The 15,188-nt window shown below is 73.8% G+C and carries 15 protein-coding genes; 10 read left to right on the top strand and 5 right to left on the bottom strand.

Translation table 11 applies throughout. The features are described from left to right. The first annotated feature begins 111 nt into the window (after window positions 1-111). Window positions 112-582 (top strand): SPW repeat protein, encoded by a 471-nt coding sequence (locus ACFVX9_RS05705; protein WP_063349890.1) that lies wholly within the window; start codon window positions 112-114, stop codon window positions 580-582. Window positions 583-708: 126 nt separating this feature from the next. On the opposite strand, the gene ACFVX9_RS05700 is transcribed toward ACFVX9_RS05705, so the two are convergent. Beyond that, window positions 709-2,115 (bottom strand): aspartate ammonia-lyase, encoded by a 1,407-nt coding sequence (locus tag ACFVX9_RS05700; RefSeq protein WP_063349891.1) that lies wholly within the window; start codon window positions 2,113-2,115, stop codon window positions 709-711. 259 nt (window positions 2,116-2,374) lie between these two features. Continuing rightward, window positions 2,375-3,142, bottom strand: coding sequence for a carbon-nitrogen hydrolase family protein (locus ACFVX9_RS05695; RefSeq protein WP_387980547.1), 768 nt, complete (start codon window positions 3,140-3,142; stop codon window positions 2,375-2,377). A 505-nt stretch (window positions 3,143-3,647) separates the two neighbouring features. Between ACFVX9_RS05695 and ACFVX9_RS05690 the strand changes: the two genes are divergently transcribed. Next, on the top strand, window positions 3,648-5,456 hold the full coding sequence (locus ACFVX9_RS05690) for a cholesterol oxidase substrate-binding domain-containing protein (protein ID WP_387980698.1): 1,809 nt from the start codon (window positions 3,648-3,650) through the stop codon (window positions 5,454-5,456). A 21-nt stretch (window positions 5,457-5,477) separates the two neighbouring features. On the opposite strand, the gene ACFVX9_RS05685 is transcribed toward ACFVX9_RS05690, so the two are convergent. Then, complete coding sequence (locus ACFVX9_RS05685) at window positions 5,478-6,059, bottom strand: helix-turn-helix domain-containing protein (RefSeq protein ID WP_363367331.1); 582 nt, start codon at window positions 6,057-6,059, stop codon at window positions 5,478-5,480. 166 nt (window positions 6,060-6,225) lie between these two features. Here ACFVX9_RS05685 and ACFVX9_RS05680 point away from each other — a divergent pair, with 166 nt between their 5' ends. Together ACFVX9_RS05680 and ACFVX9_RS05675 are read left to right on the top strand one after the other, a co-directional pair. After that, the gene (locus ACFVX9_RS05680; RefSeq protein ID WP_380369088.1) at window positions 6,226-7,056 is read left to right on the top strand and encodes an AzlC family ABC transporter permease; all 831 of its coding nucleotides are present in this window, start codon (window positions 6,226-6,228) and stop codon (window positions 7,054-7,056) included. Then, entirely contained in the window at window positions 7,056-7,364 is a 309-nt protein-coding gene (locus tag ACFVX9_RS05675) for an AzlD domain-containing protein (protein ID WP_063349896.1), read from the top strand. Before ACFVX9_RS05680 ends, ACFVX9_RS05675 begins: the two co-directional genes overlap by 1 nt. 26 nt (window positions 7,365-7,390) lie before the next feature. On the opposite strand, the gene ACFVX9_RS05670 is transcribed toward ACFVX9_RS05675, so the two are convergent. Beyond that, window positions 7,391-7,930, bottom strand: a complete 540-nt coding sequence (locus ACFVX9_RS05670; RefSeq protein WP_387980545.1) for a GNAT family N-acetyltransferase — start codon at window positions 7,928-7,930, stop codon at window positions 7,391-7,393. Between the two features lie 117 nt (window positions 7,931-8,047). Between ACFVX9_RS05670 and ACFVX9_RS05665 the strand changes: the two genes are divergently transcribed. The 6 genes from ACFVX9_RS05665 (at window position 8,048) to ACFVX9_RS05640 (ending at window position 14,109) form a co-directional block, all read left to right on the top strand. Next, window positions 8,048-9,226 (top strand): acyl-CoA dehydrogenase family protein, encoded by a 1,179-nt coding sequence (locus tag ACFVX9_RS05665; protein WP_387980543.1) that lies wholly within the window; start codon window positions 8,048-8,050, stop codon window positions 9,224-9,226. A gap of 63 nt (window positions 9,227-9,289) precedes the next feature. Beyond that, a complete protein-coding gene (locus tag ACFVX9_RS05660) occupies window positions 9,290-9,670 on the top strand; it encodes a hypothetical protein (protein WP_063351514.1) in 381 nt (126 codons plus the stop codon). 161 nt (window positions 9,671-9,831) lie between these two features. After that, window positions 9,832-10,620, top strand: coding sequence for an ATP-grasp domain-containing protein (locus ACFVX9_RS05655; protein WP_363366934.1), 789 nt, complete (start codon window positions 9,832-9,834; stop codon window positions 10,618-10,620). A gap of 126 nt (window positions 10,621-10,746) precedes the next feature. Next, entirely contained in the window at window positions 10,747-11,637 is an 891-nt protein-coding gene (locus ACFVX9_RS05650; protein WP_363366936.1) for an alkaline phosphatase family protein, read from the top strand. Window positions 11,638-12,057: 420 nt separating this feature from the next. Further along, on the top strand, window positions 12,058-12,540 hold the full coding sequence (locus ACFVX9_RS05645; protein ID WP_063349900.1) for a hypothetical protein: 483 nt from the start codon (window positions 12,058-12,060) through the stop codon (window positions 12,538-12,540). A 276-nt stretch (window positions 12,541-12,816) separates the two neighbouring features. Further along, window positions 12,817-14,109, top strand: coding sequence for a multidrug effflux MFS transporter (locus ACFVX9_RS05640; protein ID WP_363366938.1), 1,293 nt, complete (start codon window positions 12,817-12,819; stop codon window positions 14,107-14,109). A 188-nt stretch (window positions 14,110-14,297) separates the two neighbouring features. On the opposite strand, the gene ACFVX9_RS05635 is transcribed toward ACFVX9_RS05640, so the two are convergent. Further along, window positions 14,298-15,188 (bottom strand): carbohydrate binding domain-containing protein (locus tag ACFVX9_RS05635; protein ID WP_387980539.1); only part of this gene is annotated, 891 nt, incomplete at its 5' end.

The raw sequence follows: 15,188 nt of genomic DNA, 5'->3' as shown, positions 1-15,188 counted from the left end.
ATCGGATGGTTATCGATCATTTGCGACCAAAAGGCGCAAATCATCGGATAAGCGCCAGAATGGGTACGGGGCAAGAGCCCTCCATGTTCCGAACCATAGGAGGTGGTATCGGTGTCTACCCAGATTCCGATGGGCATGGAGCATCACCCGGACATCGTCGAACTCCGGGAGCACTACGAGCGGATCACCTCGACCCCGCGCGCCCAGGCCACGGAGGCCCTGGCCGTGCTGGCCGGCCTGTTCCTGGCGGCATCGCCATGGATCGTCGGCTTCACCGCCTTCAACACGCTGACCGTGACCTGCCTGATCGTCGGCCTGGCCTACTGCGTGCTGATGGCGGGATACGGGTCGGCCTACGAGCGCACCCACGCGAGGGCCTGGGCGGCCACCGTGCTCGGCGCGTGGACGATCGTCTCTCCCTGGCTCGTCTCCGGATCGGCCGCGCAGGGCAGGAACATCGTCACCTGCGTCATCGTCGGTGCCGTGATGTTCCTGCTCGGTCTCGCGGCGATCTCGATGGCCACGATCACGGCGAACGGAGCTGCGATGCGGCTCGGCCGGGCCGGCCGCGCCAAGGGCTGACGTCACTGACAGTCCGCGTCCCGGGGCGTGGAGGGCCGAACCGTCCTCCGCGCCCCGGCGCACGTCGTCAGGGAGCCGCGGCCGTCACGGGTGGGTCGTTGGCCGTCATGGGCGGGTGGGTGGCCGTCACGGGCGGGTCATCCGCAGGACGTCCAGGGCCTCGTCGAGCTGTTCCCGGGTGAGCTTGCCCTGTTCCACGTAGCCGTGCTCCAGCACGACCTGTCGGATCGTCTTCCGTTCGGCCAGCGCCTGCTTGGCGACCTTCGCCGCCTCCTCGTACCCGAGGTAGCGGTTCAGCGGGGTGACCACCGAGGGGGAGGACTCCGCGTACTCCCGGGCCCGTTCGACGTTGGCGGTGATGCCGTCCACCGTCCGGTCCGCGAGCAGCCGGGCGCTGTTGGCGAGCAGCCTCACCGACTCCAGCACGTTGCGGGCGAGCACCGGGAGCATCACGTTCAGCTCGAAGTTGCCGCTCGCGCCGGCCAGGGTGACCGTCGCGTCGTTGCCGACCACCTGGGCGGCGACCATCAGCACCACCTCGGGGAGCACCGGGTTCACCTTGCCCGGCATGATCGACGAACCGGGTTGCAGGTCCGGCAGGTTGATCTCGCCGAGGCCGGTGCGCGGGCCCGAGCCCATCCACCGCAGGTCGTTCGCGATCTTCGTGAAGCCGACGGCCACCGTGCGCAGTTGCCCGCTCAGCTCGACCAGGGCGTCGCGGGCGCCCTGCGCCTCGAAGTGGTCCCGGGCCTCGGTCAGCGGCAGGCCGGTGGTGCGGGCGACCTCCTCGATCACCGCCGCCGGGAAGCCCGGCGGGGTGTTGATCCCGGTGCCCACCGCCGTGCCGCCGAGGGGCAGTTCGGCGACCCGGGGGAGCGTCGCCAGCAGCCGCTCCCGCCCGTGCCGCACCTGAGCGGCGTAGCCGCCGAACTCCTGGCCGAGGGTGACCGGCGTGGCGTCCATCAGGTGCGTCCGGCCCGACTTGACCACCTGCGCGAACTCGGCGGCCTTGCGTTCCAGCGCCTCCGCCAGGTGCTCCAGCGCCGGGATCAGGTCGTGCGTGACGGCGGCGGTGGCGGCGATGTGGATCGAGGACGGGAAGACGTCGTTGGACGACTGGCTGGCATTCACGTGGTCGTTCGGGTGGACCGGGCGGCCCAGCCGCTCGGCGGCCAGGGTGGCGATCACCTCGTTGGCGTTCATGTTGGACGAGGTGCCCGAACCGGTCTGGAACACGTCCACCGGGAACTCGTCGTCCCACCGCCCTTCGGCGACCTCCTCGGCCGCCGCCGCGATCGCCGCCGCCGTGTCCTCGTCCAGGACGCCGAGACGGGCGTTCACCCGGGCCGCGGCGGCCTTGATCCCGGCCAGCGCGGCGATGTGCGCGCGCTCCAGCCGCTGTCCGGACACCGGGAAGTTCTCCACCGCCCGCTGCGTCTGCGCCTGCCACTTCGCGGCGGCCGGCACCCGGACCTCGCCCATCGAGTCGTGCTCGACGCGGTACTCCCGCTGGTTCTCCTGCTCGTCACCCATCACGCGCTGCACCTCCTGAACGGGCCGGTGGTCCGGCCCCGAGCGGTCTCCGATCACCACAGCCGCGCGCGGGCCCCGGGTATTTCCGCCCGGCCGCATCCGGTGTTGCAGCCCGGCCACGCTCGCCGTTCCGGCCCGGCCGCATCCACGGTTACGGCCGGGCCGCGCCCGTCGTTACCGCCGGGTCCGCCCGGCCGCATCCGGTCGTTACCGTCGCGTCCGGTCGTTACCGCCGGGACAGCTCGGCCGCGTCCGGTCGTTACCGCCGGGGCAGCTCGGCGCGGACCAGTTCGCCCGGCGCGGTGCCGGCCTGGGCGACCAGGGCGCCGCCCGGCGCCCAGAAGCCGGAGCCGCCCGAGGTCTGCGGCTGCTCGCCGCTCGCCCCGGCGGAAGTGGCCAGCACGGCCCACACCCCGTGGGTGGCGGCGCGGTCGCGGAGGTGCCCGTCCCGGCGGGCGGCCTGTGCGGGCCCCGCGCCGTACAGGGTGGAGGCGACGTAGGCGTCGATGCCGAGCGCGGCGGTCTCCTCGGCGTGCGCGGGATCGGCGGCGTCGGCGCAGATCGCGAGGCCGAACCGCAGGCCGTCCAGTTCCAGGACGGCGGGCCCGTGGCCGGGGGTGAACCGGTCGTGCTCGGCGCCGTGCAGCCGCGTCTTCCGACACACGACGACGGCGCCTTCGCCGGTGACGGCCAGGGTGGCGATGGACTCGCCCCCGTCGGGCTCGGTGACCGGCGCGCCGACCAGGGCGGTCGTGCCGGTCGCGGCGCAGGCGGCGACCAGCGGGGCGAGGCGCGGATCGGCCGGGCCGAGCGCGGGTGCGGCCAGGTCGTAACCGGTCAGGGACAGCTCGGGGAACACCACCAGGCGCGCGGCGGCCTCCCGTACGGCCTGCGCGTGCCGTTCGACGTTCACGGCCACGGTGTCCGGGCGGCCGGCGTCGGCGCAGGCGGGCTGGGCGACGGCCACGGTGACGGTGGCAGTGGGGGCGGCGGTGGCGGTGGTGGCGGCGATCAGGGGTGCGGGCATGGCGGTGTCTCCGGGCACGAGGTGGAAAAGATCAACGTATGCGCAGGTCCGGGCGGTGGACAAGGGTTTCGCGTGGCAGCCGGGACGGAGCCGCCCGGGGCGGACGCACGCACCGCTCCGCGCTACGCCCGGAGCGGCCGCGGCCCGGAACATGATCACCCGAATGGATGAATAGCTGCGTGGAGTGCTTCAAACTGCCGTACGCCACTTCGTACGCTCCTGCCCAGGCCGGATTCACACCGGCCCCACCCGGATCGCCGCTGCTCGGCATCACTGCTGCTGCTCGGCATCATCGCTGCGCGGCATCACCGTCGCTCGGCGCGGGTGACCGGCTAGTGGGGGCGGACTCATGACGACGACAGGGCGGGGCATGACCGGGGGCACGGAAGACCGCGGGGGGACGGACCCGGGGACGGAGTCGAGGACGGCCCCGGACGCGGACGCGGGGAACGGGCGCGAGAAGGGCCGTGGAAACGCCAGGGGCGGCGGCCTCACCAGGCGGCAGATGCTCGGCGCCTCGGCCGCCCTGGGCGGCGCGGCCTGGCTGCTGCGCGGCACCATCGGCCCGGACAGCGCCGAGGCGGCCACCCCGGTGCCGCCCGGCCTGCCCGCCGGCACCGAGTTGTACCAGCGGGTCTTCCAGAACTGGTCCGGCGAGATCCGCACCGACCAGCTGTGGACCTGCGCGCCCCGCACGCCCGAGGAGGTGCCGGCGCTCGCCGACTGGGCGCACGCCAACGGCTGGCGCCTGCGCGCCACCGGCTACCGGCACACCTGGGCGCCGCTCACCGTCGCCAACGGGACCCCGGACAGCGCCCGCGTCCTGCTCGTGGACACCAGCCGCCACCTCACCGCGATGACCGCCGACTCGCCGACCACCGTCCGGGTCCAGACCGGCGCCACCATGGAGGACCTGCTCGCCCACCTGGCCGGCCGGGGCCTCGGCCTGACCGCGTGCCCGGCACCCGGCGAACTCACCGTCGGCGGGGTGCTCGCCATCGGCGGCCACGGCACCGCCGTACCCGCCGCCCACGAACTCCGGCCGGAGGGGCACGGCTACGGCTCGGTCAGCAACCAGGTCGTCCGGCTCACCGCCGTCGTCCTCGACCCGGCCACCGGCCGCTACACGCTGCGCACCTTCGAGCGCGCGGAGGCCGACAGCGCCGCCTTCCTGGTGCACCTGGGCCGCGCCTTCCTCACCGAGGTCGTGCTGCGGGCCGGCGCGGACCGGCCGCTGCGCTGCGTCAGCCGTCTCGACATCCCGGCCAGTGAACTGTTCGCCCGCCCCGGTACCGGAGGCGGCGGTGGGATCCTGGGTGGCCTGCTCGGCGGTGGCGGCCCGCGCACCCTCGCCGACTTCGTCGAGCGCGACGGCCGGGTCGAGACGATCTGGTTCGCCTACACCGAGTACCCCTGGCTGAAGACCTGGAGCGTCGCCCCGGCCAAGCCGCTGGGCTCCCTGCCCGTCGACCAGCCCTACAACTACCCCTTCTCGGACAGCATTCCGGAACCGGTCGCCCGGCTCGCCGGCCAGATCCTCGCCGGCGCCTGGGGATCGGCCCCGCTGTTCGGCCAACTCCAGTACCTGATCGCCAAGGTGGCGCTCACCGGCGACCTCACGGACGTCCTCCTCTCCGGCGGACTGCTGCGCGACCTGCTCAGCGGCGACCTGATCACCCACCTGCTCGCCGGTGGCCTGCGCTCCGACCTCTGGGGCCCGTCGCGCAGCCTGCTGCAGTACGTCCGGCCCACCACCCTGCGGGTCACCGCCAATGGTTACGCGGTCCTCGCCAAGCGTGCCGACCTCCAGTGGGTGGTCAGCGAATTCGCCGCCTACTACCGGAAGTTGCTGGCCGACTACCAGGCCCGGGGGGAGTTCCCGGTGAACGGCGCGGTGGAGATCCGGGTCACCGGCGTGGACGACCCGACCTCCTCCGGCGTCCCCGGCGCGCGGCCGCCGCTGCTGTCCGCGCTGCGCCCTCGGGCGGACCGCCCGGAGTGGGACACCGCGATCTGGCTCGACGTCCTGGCCTTCCCCGGCACCCCGGGGCTGGAACGCTTCGCCCGCGACCTGGAGCAGTGGCTGCTGCGCACCTTCGACGGCACCCGGGCGGGCTTGCGGGTCGAGTGGTCCAAGGGCTGGGCGTACACCGCCGACGCGGCCTGGTCCGACCCGGACCTGCTCGGTCGGGTCATCCCCGCGAGCCTGCGTGATGGTGGCGGGCCGGGCTGGGACGAGGCGGTCGCCGTCCTGGACCGGCACGACCCGCACCGGGTGTTCGGAAACCCCTTCCTGGACGGGCTGTTGAAGTAGTGGAGCACATCTGACGGATCGTCAGATGTGCTCCATGACGATCACCGCGAGGGTGTCCGGCGCCAGGGCGCGGAAGACGTGCGGGGCATCGCCCGGGTAGCTCACGTAGTCGCCCGGGCCCAGCTCGACCGGGGCCTCCGTCGGCCCGGCCAGCGCCCGGCCCGAGCCGACCAGCACGTGCTCGACGGTGCCGGGCATGTGCGGGTCGGAGGCCCGGGTCTCGCCCGGCTGCGCCTCGATCCGGTAGATGTCGCGCCGGGCGTTCGGCGGGCAGGAGGACAGCACGGTCGCCGCGTAGTCGGCGCGCTCGGAGTGGGTCACCGGGCCCTCGCCGGCCCGGATCACCTTGACCGCCGGGCGCGGAGGGTCGACCAGGCGGCTGAACGGCACGTTCAGCGCGACGGCGAGGGCCCAGAGCGTCTCCACGCTCGGGTTGCCCGCGCCCGACTCCAGCTGGGAGAGCGTCGACTTGGCGATGCCCGCGCGCCGGGCCAGCTCCGCCATCGACAGCCCGCCGCGTTCGCGCTCGCGCCGGATGGAGACGGAGATCAGGCCGATCAGATCCGCGCCGGAACCCGCGCTCGGGGTGGTCCGGTCACTCATGCTTGCCACTCACGCTCTCTCCTGGTTCCTTCTCCGGCCCCCGTGCGGCTGGTGCCGTTCATGCTGCCACTCGTGAGGGCGGCTGTCCGCACCTGCCCGTCGTTCGCCCTGTCGGTCCAATCGTTCGCCTTGACGAACGGCGGGCGATGGGTTCACGCTGGTGGACATGCGTTCGCTACTCCGAACACTGGAGCATGCCACCCTTCGGGACATCGCTCTCGTCTGCCTCGCCGACGCACTCGTCGGCGCCTCCTTCGGCGCGATCAGCGCCTCCGGCGGCCTGCCCCTGTGGGTGCCGGTCGCGCTCTCCGTCCTGGTCTTCGCGGGCGGCTCCCAGTTCGCGGCGGTCGGTGTGGTGCTGTCCGGTGGCGGTGCGCTCGCCGCCGTCGCCACCGGACTGGTGCTCAACGCCCGGCTGCTGCCCTTCGGCTTCGCCGTGGCCGACGTGCTCGACGGCCCGTGGTGGCGGCGGCTGTTCGGCGCGCAGCTGATCACCGACGAGACCGCCGCGTTCGTCCTGCGGCAGGACGACGGGCGGCGGCGACGGGCCGCGTTCTGGCTCTGCGGGCTGGCGCTGTTCGTGGTGTGGAACGTCTCGGTGGTGCTCGGAGCCCTGGCCGGAGGGCTGATCGGGGACACGGACGCGCTGGGCCTCGACGCGGCCTTCCCCGCCGTGCTGCTCGCGCTCGTGCTGCCCTCGCTCGCGGACCGCCGGGTCCGTACCGCCGCCGTGGCCGGCGCCGTCGTGGCGGTCGCGGCCACGCCGTTCGTCCCGGCGGGGCTGCCCGTCCTGCTCGCCCTCGTCGGGCTGTTGTTCGCCGGGCGGCCCGGAACGCGCGAGGGGCGTGACGGTCGCGAGGGTCGCGAGGTGCGGGAGGGGCGTGAGGTGCGGGAGCCGCAGAACTCGCTGCAGTTGCGGGAGCCGCAGGCGTCGCGGAATGGGGCGTCGGTCGAGGAACCGGGCGTCCCGGTGATCGAGCGGGAGGAAGCCCGATGATGCCGTTGTACGCCGTGCTGCTGCTGGCCGTCGGGACGTACGCCTTCCGCCTCGCCGGGCCGCTCCTCGGCCACCGGCTCGCCCTCTCGGAGCGTGTGCGGCACCTGCTCGCCGTCGCCGCGGCCGTCCTGCTGGTCGCCCTGGTCGCCACCGGCGCCCTCACCCAGGGCCAGGGCTTCGCCGGTTGGGCCCGTCCGGCCGGCGTCCTGGTCGCCGGTGTGCTCGCGCTGCGGCGGGCGCCGTTTCCGGCGGTGGTGGTCGCGGGCGCGGCGACGACGGCGCTGCTGCGGCTGTGCGGGGTGGGGTGAGCGGGGTGGGGTGAGCGGCGCGCCCGTCAGCCGCCCAGCGCCTTGAAGAAGATCGTCGTCGGGTGCGCGACCCCCGAGGGGTCGGTCGCGTAGTCCGGCACCGAACCGACCCGGGTCCACCCGGCCGCCTCGTACAGCCGTTCGGCCGGGCTGCCCGTTTCGGTGTCCAGCACCAGCAGCCGCAGCCCCAGCTCGGCCGCCCGCTCCTCCAGCACCGCCAGCAGTCGCCCGGCCAGCCGCTGCCCCCGGTCCGCCGGATGCACCATCAGCTTGGCGACCTCACCCCGGTGCCGCCCGTTCGCGGGCGCCGCCGGGCGCAGCTGGATCGTCCCGGCGAGCCGCCCGTCGGCCTGCGCCCGGACCGTCCACAGCAGCAGCCGCTCCGCCGCGACCTCCGGGGCGAGCGCCCGCCACCACGCGACGGCCTCGGCCCGCCCCAGCGGCGCGAGGAAGCCGAGCGACCCGCCACCGTGGACGGTGTCCACCAGCAGCCCGGCCAGTTCCTCCGCCGCGCCGTCCAGCTCCTCCGCCGTCACCTGACCGACCGCGTACGCCTCGCCCGCCATGTCGTCTTCCTCACTCGCTCGCGCCCGCCCGCCGCCCGGGTGGTTGCGCCATACTCGCCGGTACTGCGCCGAGACCGGGATCCCGTCGATATCCCGCCGACACTACAAGGAGCTTCGATGACGAAGCCGACCCGGATCGACCCGTCCGACCTGCTCGCCGTCGGCGACCTGCTCTCCGACGAGGAGCGGCTGATCCGCGACACCGTCCGGAGGTTCACCGAGGAGCGGATCCGCCCGCACATCGGCGACTGGTTCGAGCGCGGCGTCTTCCCGGCCCGCGAGCTCGCCCCCGAACTCGGCGCCCTCGGCGTGCTCGGCATGCACCTCGACGGCTACGGCTGCGCGGGCGCCGGCGCGGTGGCGTACGGGGTCGCCTGCATGGAGCTGGAGGCGGCCGACTCCGGGCTGCGCAGCTTCGTCTCGGTGCAGGGCTCGCTCGCGATGCGTTCGATCCACGCCTTCGGTTCCGAGGAGCAGAAGCGGCGCTGGCTGCCCGGCATGGCCGCGGGTGAGCTGATCGGCTGCTTCGCCCTCACCGAGCCGGACTTCGGCTCCGACCCGGCGAACATGCGGACCCGCGCGGTGCGCAAGGGCGGCGACTGGGTGCTCTCCGGCAGCAAGATGTGGATCACCAACGGCAGCATCGCCGACGTCGCCGTCGTCTGGGCGCAGACCGAGGAGGGCGTGCGCGGCTTCCTGGTCGAGCGCGGAGCGCGCGGCCTGACCGCCACCGACGTGCACGGCAAGCTCTCCCTGCGCGCCTCCGTCACGAGCGAACTCGCCTTCGACGAGGTGGTGCTGCCCGCCGACGCCGTCCTGCCGGGCGTCACCGGCCTGCGCGGACCGCTCTCCTCCCTCAACGAGGCCCGCTACGGCATCCTCTGGGGCACCGTCGGCGCCGCCCGCGACTGCTACACCGCCGCCCTCGACTACGCGAAGAGCCGGATCCAGTTCGACCGCCCGATCGCCGGATTCCAGCTCACCCAGCACAAGCTCGTCGAGATGATGCTGGAGGTGGAGAAGGCCTACCTGGTCGCCCTGCGGATCGGCCGGCTCAAGGAGGAGGGCGCGGCCCGCCCGCCGCACATCAGCTTCGGCAAGCTCAACAACGTCCGCACGGCGCTGGAGATCGCCCGCAGCGCCCGGACCGTCCTCGGGGCCAACGGCATCACCACCGAGTACCCGGTGCTGCGGCACGCCAACAACCTGGAGGCGGTGCTCACCTACGAGGGCACCAGCGAGATCCACACCCTGATCCTGGGCGAGGCCATCACGGGCGAGTCCGCCTACCACTGACGGGCCGTCCACCTCGGGAATTCCGGTGGCCGGGACCGTCGCGGCCCGGCTACCGTGCCCACCGTGAACAGCAAGCCCACCACGCCCGGCACCGCCCCGACCACCACCCTCTGGCGCCCCACCGGCCCCGAGGAGCTGGCCCTGGTCGAGGCGTCCGGCCGGCGCGCCTGGCCGCCCCGGCTGCCCGAGCAGCCGATCTTCTACCCCGTCCTCAACGAGGACTACGCGATCCGCATCGCCCGCGACTGGAACGTCCCCGCCTCCGGCGTCGGCTACGTCACCCGCTTCGAGGTCGACACCGCCTTCCTCGCCCGCTATCCGGTGCGGCAGGCGGGCGGCCGTACGATCCTCGAACTCTGGATCCCGGCTGAGGAGTTGCCGGAGCTCAACCGGAACATCGTCGGCCGCATCGAGGTCGTCCACGAGTTCCGTCCCCAGCCGTGACGCGCCCCGCCGCGCCGGGCCCCGCCGTGAGGCGCGCCGCCGCGCCGGGCCCGGGTGAGGTCCGCCCCGCCGCGCCGGGCCCGGTTGGTGCGCGCCCGGGTGAGGAAGGCCCGGGTGGGGCGCCCGCAACCGTGCCCCACCCGGCAGTGACGGCGCGCGAGGTGCGCACGGACCACGTGCTGCTCAGCTCCGCCCAGCGGACCAGCACCACCGCGCTGCTCACCCAGGCCGCCGCCCGGCGCGGCCTCGACACCGCCGTCCTGGACGGCCCGGCCACGGTCGAGCGCCTCGCGGGGCGGCCCGTCCACTGGTACGGCGGCCCGCTCTCCGCGGCCCGGATCGCCGGACCGCTCGGCCTCGCCCTGCTCGAACCCGACGACGACTGGCTCACCCGCCTGCCCGAGGAGTTCACCCGGCGCCGGATCGAGCTCACCACCCTCGCCGAGGCGTGGACGCTGCGCCGCCCGGCATTCGTCAAGCCACCCGCCGACAAGTCGCTCCCGCCCGCGGTCTACCCGGACGGCACCCGCCTGCCGCGCACCGGCGACCGGATCGGCCCCGACACGCCCGTCCTGGTCAGCGAGCCGGTGACCTTCGCCGCCGAGTACCGGCTGTTCGTCCGCGACGGCGAGGTGCTCACCGGCAGCCGCTACGCCCGCTTCGGCCGGCTCGACCCGGCACCGCTGACCGCCGAGGCCGGCGCCTTCGCCCGGCGCCTGCTCGCGGCAGTCGGCGACACCCTGCCCAGCGCCGTCGCCCTGGACGTCGGCCCGATCGCGGACCCGTACGACCCGGCCGAGCACTGGGCCGTCGTCGAGGCGAACCTGCCGTGGTTCGCGCACTGCTACGCAGCCGACCCGGACCGCGTCCTGGACGTCGTGCTGCGCGCCGCCGGACCGGTCTCCCAACTCGCCCAGGCCGACCGCCGATTCGTCCGTACGGCCGCCTGACACCCGGCGGACACCCCGCGTTCGGCGGGTGGACGCCGGGCGGTACGGCGGGAGGTGGAGCATGGCGCGGTCGGCGGCGCCCTCGGCGGGCGCGGCCGGATGTGTACGACCGAAAGGAACCCCGCCATGTCCGCTGCCCAGTGGCCCCGCCCCCGGGTGCTCGTCGTCGGGATCGACGGCGTCCGCCACGACTACCTGGAGCACGTGCCGATGCCGCGCCTCCAGGAACTCGCCGAGGCCGGGTTCCTGGTGCCGGTGACCGTCGCGGACACCACGCCCACCATGTCCGGGCCGTGCTGGGCCACCATCGTCACCGGCGTCGAGCCCGCCAAGCACGGTGTCTGGGGCAACCACCTCGGCGGCAACCGGCTCGACGTGTTCCCCGACTTCGCCACCCGGCTCGCCCGCGGCGACCGCCGCCGCACCTTCGTCGCGGCCGGCTGGGACCCGCTGATGATCAACGAGTCCGGCGGCCCGCTGTTCCGCGCCCCCGGCCGGCTCTCGTACATCGCCCCGGCCGAGGACACCCCCGAAGCCTGGGAGGCCGTCGACGAGGAGGTCACCCGCGAGGCCGTCCACGTCCTGGGCACCGCCGACCCGGAAGCCTCCTTCGTCTACCTCGGCGCCGTCGACGAGACCGCCCACTTCCTCGGCTGCGGCGACGAGTACCGGGCGGCCATGCGCACCGCCGACGAACGCCTCGGCCGACTGCTCGACGCCGTCCGCGGCCGTGCCGACCACGCCGACGAGCAGTGGACCGTCATCGTCGTCACCGACCACGGCCACGTCGACGCCGGCGGCCACGGCGGCCGCACCGTCGAGGAGCGCACGGCCTGGGTCGCCTGCGCCGGGCACGGCATCCCGGCCGGCCCGCCCACCGGGGAGATCCGCCACCCGGACGTCGCCGCCCAGGTGTACGCCTCGCTGCTGCGCCCCATCGACCCGCACTGGACCCTCGACGGCCGGCCCTTCCCGGTCGCCCGGCCGGTGCCGGAGGCGGTGTCGGTACCGATCTGACCGGTGCTCTGATCGGCGGTCCGGCCGGTGCTCCGACCAGTGCTCCGACCAGCGTTCCGACCAGTGATCCGACCAGCGGCCGGCACCGTTGCCGGCACCGGGCCCGACGACGCCTCAGGGGCGCGCTGATGCATCCGGGTGCAGCAGGCCGGGCTGCGCCGGAGACCGGCCTGAGTGACGCTCGATCGAGGCCCGGGCGGCACTTGAAGACGGTGTGCCAGCCTGGGCGCCCCACCGTGTAACCCCGAGACCGGGTCGCTGGACATACCTCTGAAGGTGGAGACGGTACCCCGTGGGATGGAGACAAGATCGCGACCTCGTGGTGACGCTCCGGAGGCGCGGCACGGGCCACGATGGATACACCCGGACGGCAGACCTCGCCGACCGGACCGGAACCGGAGACGGAGAGGACAGGCGGGCATGAAGGGCATCGTGAGCAAGGTCGCACTGGGAGTCGCGGGCACCGGCATGGCCGTCGCCGTGGCCGCCGTGGCAATCGGCCCGAGGGTGTCCGATTGGTACGACGGACGCCACCAGGAGCAGGCCACCTACGACACCGGCAGCCAGGCCAAGGCCGAGCGCCGTTCGATGCCGACCTGGCTGCCCGACAACGCCTCCTCGGTGAAGTACCTGATGTCCACCACCGGCGACGACCGCCTGCTGCGCGCCACCCTTCCGGAAGGACGGCTGCCCGTCGGCTGCAGCACCGGCCTGCCCGGCAAGTCCGCGCACTCGGTGCCGCTGTCGCTCAAGGCCGGCTGGTTCCCCGAGGGCGTCGCGGCCAAGGCCAGTGGCACCTGCGGGCACTACAACGTGACGCTCACCGGCAACCAGCTCTACGCGTGGCAGGACGGCGCGGCGGTGCAGGCGGCCCTGCGCTCGGAGCGGCCCACCAAGCACTGAGCCGAGTGCCGTGTACTGAGCCGGGTGCCGTGCACCGAGCCGGGTGTCGTGCACCGCGCACGCCGTGAGGCTCCGAGTACGCCGCCAGGCTCCGATCGGCCCGCCGGGCACCGACAGGTGCGGGCGGGCCGTCGTCGTGCGCGAGTGCCGCCGGGGTGGCCGACGGTGGACCAGAGGGAGGACCCCCGCTGTCGGAAACGGCCTGGGCTGCGATAGGACGGGGCGTGGACAAACCCGTCCCGCCCCCGTCCCGTCCCCCGTTCCGTGAGGAGCCCCATGCCCGGCCCGACCGTCGGCCCTGCCGGCGACACGTCGACCGCTCCCTCCGCCGCCCCCACCACCGGCCAGTCCCGCCCCGGCCGGGCCACCATCGCCGTCCTGGGCGGCCTCGTGGCGCTCGGCCCGCTCACCACCGACCTCTACCTGCCAGGGCTGCCCGAGATCGCCGACGACCTGGTCGCCGAACCGGCCGCCGTCCAGCTCACCCTCACCTTCTCCATGTTCGGGGTCGCGGCCGGGCAGTTGCTCTTCGGACCGCTCAGCGACCGCTACGGCCGCCGCCCGCCGCTGCTCGCGGGGCTCGTCCTCTACACCCTGGCCAGCGTGGTGTGCGTGATCGCGCCGAGCCTGACGGTGCTGATCATCGCCCGCTTCATCCAGGGCGCGGCCGGATCCGCCGGGCTGGTCATCGGCCGGGCCGTCGCCCGGGACCGCTTCCAGGGCGTCGCGATGCTGCGGTTCCTGGCCTCCATCGCGCTGATATCCGGGCTGGCGCCGATCCTCGCCCCGATCGTCGGCGCGCAACTGATGCGGTTCACCTCGTGGCGCGGCACCTTCGGCGCGCTGACCGCGCTCGGGCTGCTCCTGACCCTGGCCGCCTTCGGGGCGCTGCGCGAGACGCTGCCGACGCAGGCCCGGGGCACCGGCGGGGTGGGCGCGGCGCTGCGCACGATGGGGCGGTTGCTGCGCAACCTGCCGTTCCTCGGGCTGGCACTGACCAGCGCCTTCGCCTTCGGCGCGCTGTTCGGCTACATCAGCGGGTCGTCCACGGTGCTTCAGCACGTGTACCAGGTCTCGCCGCAGACCTACAGCCTGCTCTTCGGGGCGAACTCGCTGGCCATCGTCGTCATGACGCAGTTGAACGGACGGGTACTGGCGCGCCGCTTCGCTCCGCGGGGGCTGATGCTGGCCGGGCTGGCGACGGCGGTGGTCGCCGGGGTGGCGCTGGTGTTGCTGACGGCGGTCTGGGACTTCGGGCTGGTCGGGTTCTGCCCGCCGTTGTTCGTGATGATGGGCAGCATGGGTGTGGTCCTGCCGAACACGGCCGCGCAGGCGCTCAGCCTGGTCGAGCCGCGGGCGGCCGGGACGGCGTCGGCGCTGCTCGGCACGGGCAACTTCCTGTGCGGGGCGGTGGTCGCGCCGCTGAGCAGTCTCGGCGGCCGGCCGTCGGCGGTGCTGCTGGCGGTGGTCGTCCTGGCGAGCGGAGTGCTGGCGATGGCGGCGTACGTGACGCTGTGCCGGCCCGGGCGGACGAAGGCGGCGGAGGCCGAGGTGGTGGCGGGGAGCTGACGGCGGACGGCCGCCAGCCGGCGACGAACAGCGAACAGCGAACAGCGAACAGCGAACAGCGAACAGCGAACAGCGAACAGCGAACAACAAACAGATAACAGCTGACAGATAATGAAATCTGTCAGCTGTTATCTGTTATCCGTTTCCTGTTGACCGTCAGCCGTCAGCCATCAGCCGTCAAGCGCAGCTCAGGCGATCGAGAAGTCGTCGCCGAAGACGTTGCCCTGGCCGTACCAGCCGTGCAGGTACACGGTGACGGTGCCGGAGGCGCCGGTGGTGAAGGGGACGGTCAGCTTGGTCCAGCCGGAGGCGTTGGTCCAGGAGCTGGCGGTGGCGTCACCGCTGACGCCGAGGTACGCGTAGTTGCCCTGCACCCAACCACTCAGCGTGTAGCTGGTGTTGGCCTTCAGCGTGACGGTCTGCGAGCACTCGCCGGTCTGGCCGGCGGTCGCCGCCGCCTGGAGCGCGTAGGACCCGGAGTGGACCGGGGTGGAGACCACGGCGCCGCCGCTCTGGCAGGTCCACGGGGCGAGGCTGCCGGTCTCCAGGCCGCCGTTGACCAGGCCGGTGGGCGGCGGGGTCGTCCCGGTGACGGTCAGTGCGTACGTGGCGGTGTGGGTGCCGGACGGCCCGGTGGCGGTCACGGTGAGCGGGTAGCTGCCCGCCGTGGCGGCCGAGGTGGTGGCGATGTTGAGGGTGGCGCCGGTGCCGGCGGTGACGCTGCCGGGGGTGACGGTGGCGGTGACGCCGGCCGGGGCGCCGCTGACCGACAGGTTGAGGTTCTGCGCCGAGCCCGCCGTCACCGCCGTGGCGATGGCCGCGGACGTGGACGAACCGGCGGCCACGGTACCGGAGTTCGGGTTCACCGCGACCGAGAAGTCGTTGCCGGGCTGGGTGCCCGTGACGTTCAGGGTGAAGACGCCGGTGTGACTGCCGGAGGCCGCGCTGCCGGTGACCGTCAGCTGGTAACTCCCGGGCGCCACCGCCGAGGTGGTGGCGATGTTGAGGGTGGCGCCGGTGCCGGCGGTGACGCTGCCGGGGGTGACGGTGGCGGTGACGCCGGCCGGGGCGCCGCTGAC

Source organism: Kitasatospora sp. NPDC058243 (assembly GCF_042882025.1).
In the GTDB taxonomy this organism is placed as follows: Bacteria; Actinomycetota; Actinomycetes; order Streptomycetales; family Streptomycetaceae; genus Kitasatospora.
Note: the sequence above shows the minus strand (reverse complement) of the source record. Positions and strands in the feature narration are given on the sequence as shown.

Excerpts from the sequence above, each read along its gene's own strand:
- ACFVX9_RS05695 (WP_387980547.1), bottom strand. The coding sequence starts at position 3,142 with ATGCCCGCACCCCTGATCGCCGCCACCACCGCCACCGCCGCCCCCACT.
- ACFVX9_RS05640 (WP_363366938.1), top strand. The coding sequence starts at position 12,817 with ATGCCCGGCCCGACCGTCGGCCCTGCCGGCGACACGTCGACCGCTCCC.
- ACFVX9_RS05690 (WP_387980698.1), top strand. The coding sequence starts at position 3,648 with ATGCTCGGCGCCTCGGCCGCCCTGGGCGGCGCGGCCTGGCTGCTGCGC.
- ACFVX9_RS05685 (WP_363367331.1), bottom strand. The coding sequence starts at position 6,059 with ATGAGTGACCGGACCACCCCGAGCGCGGGTTCCGGCGCGGATCTGATC.
- ACFVX9_RS05700 (WP_063349891.1), bottom strand. The coding sequence starts at position 2,115 with ATGGGTGACGAGCAGGAGAACCAGCGGGAGTACCGCGTCGAGCACGAC.
- ACFVX9_RS05650 (WP_363366936.1), top strand. The coding sequence starts at position 10,747 with ATGTCCGCTGCCCAGTGGCCCCGCCCCCGGGTGCTCGTCGTCGGGATC.
- ACFVX9_RS05645 (WP_063349900.1), top strand. The coding sequence starts at position 12,058 with ATGAAGGGCATCGTGAGCAAGGTCGCACTGGGAGTCGCGGGCACCGGC.
- ACFVX9_RS05680 (WP_380369088.1), top strand. The coding sequence starts at position 6,226 with ATGCGTTCGCTACTCCGAACACTGGAGCATGCCACCCTTCGGGACATC.
- ACFVX9_RS05670 (WP_387980545.1), bottom strand. The coding sequence starts at position 7,930 with ATGGCGGGCGAGGCGTACGCGGTCGGTCAGGTGACGGCGGAGGAGCTG.
- ACFVX9_RS05675 (WP_063349896.1), top strand. The coding sequence starts at position 7,056 with ATGCCGTTGTACGCCGTGCTGCTGCTGGCCGTCGGGACGTACGCCTTC.
- ACFVX9_RS05665 (WP_387980543.1), top strand. The coding sequence starts at position 8,048 with ATGACGAAGCCGACCCGGATCGACCCGTCCGACCTGCTCGCCGTCGGC.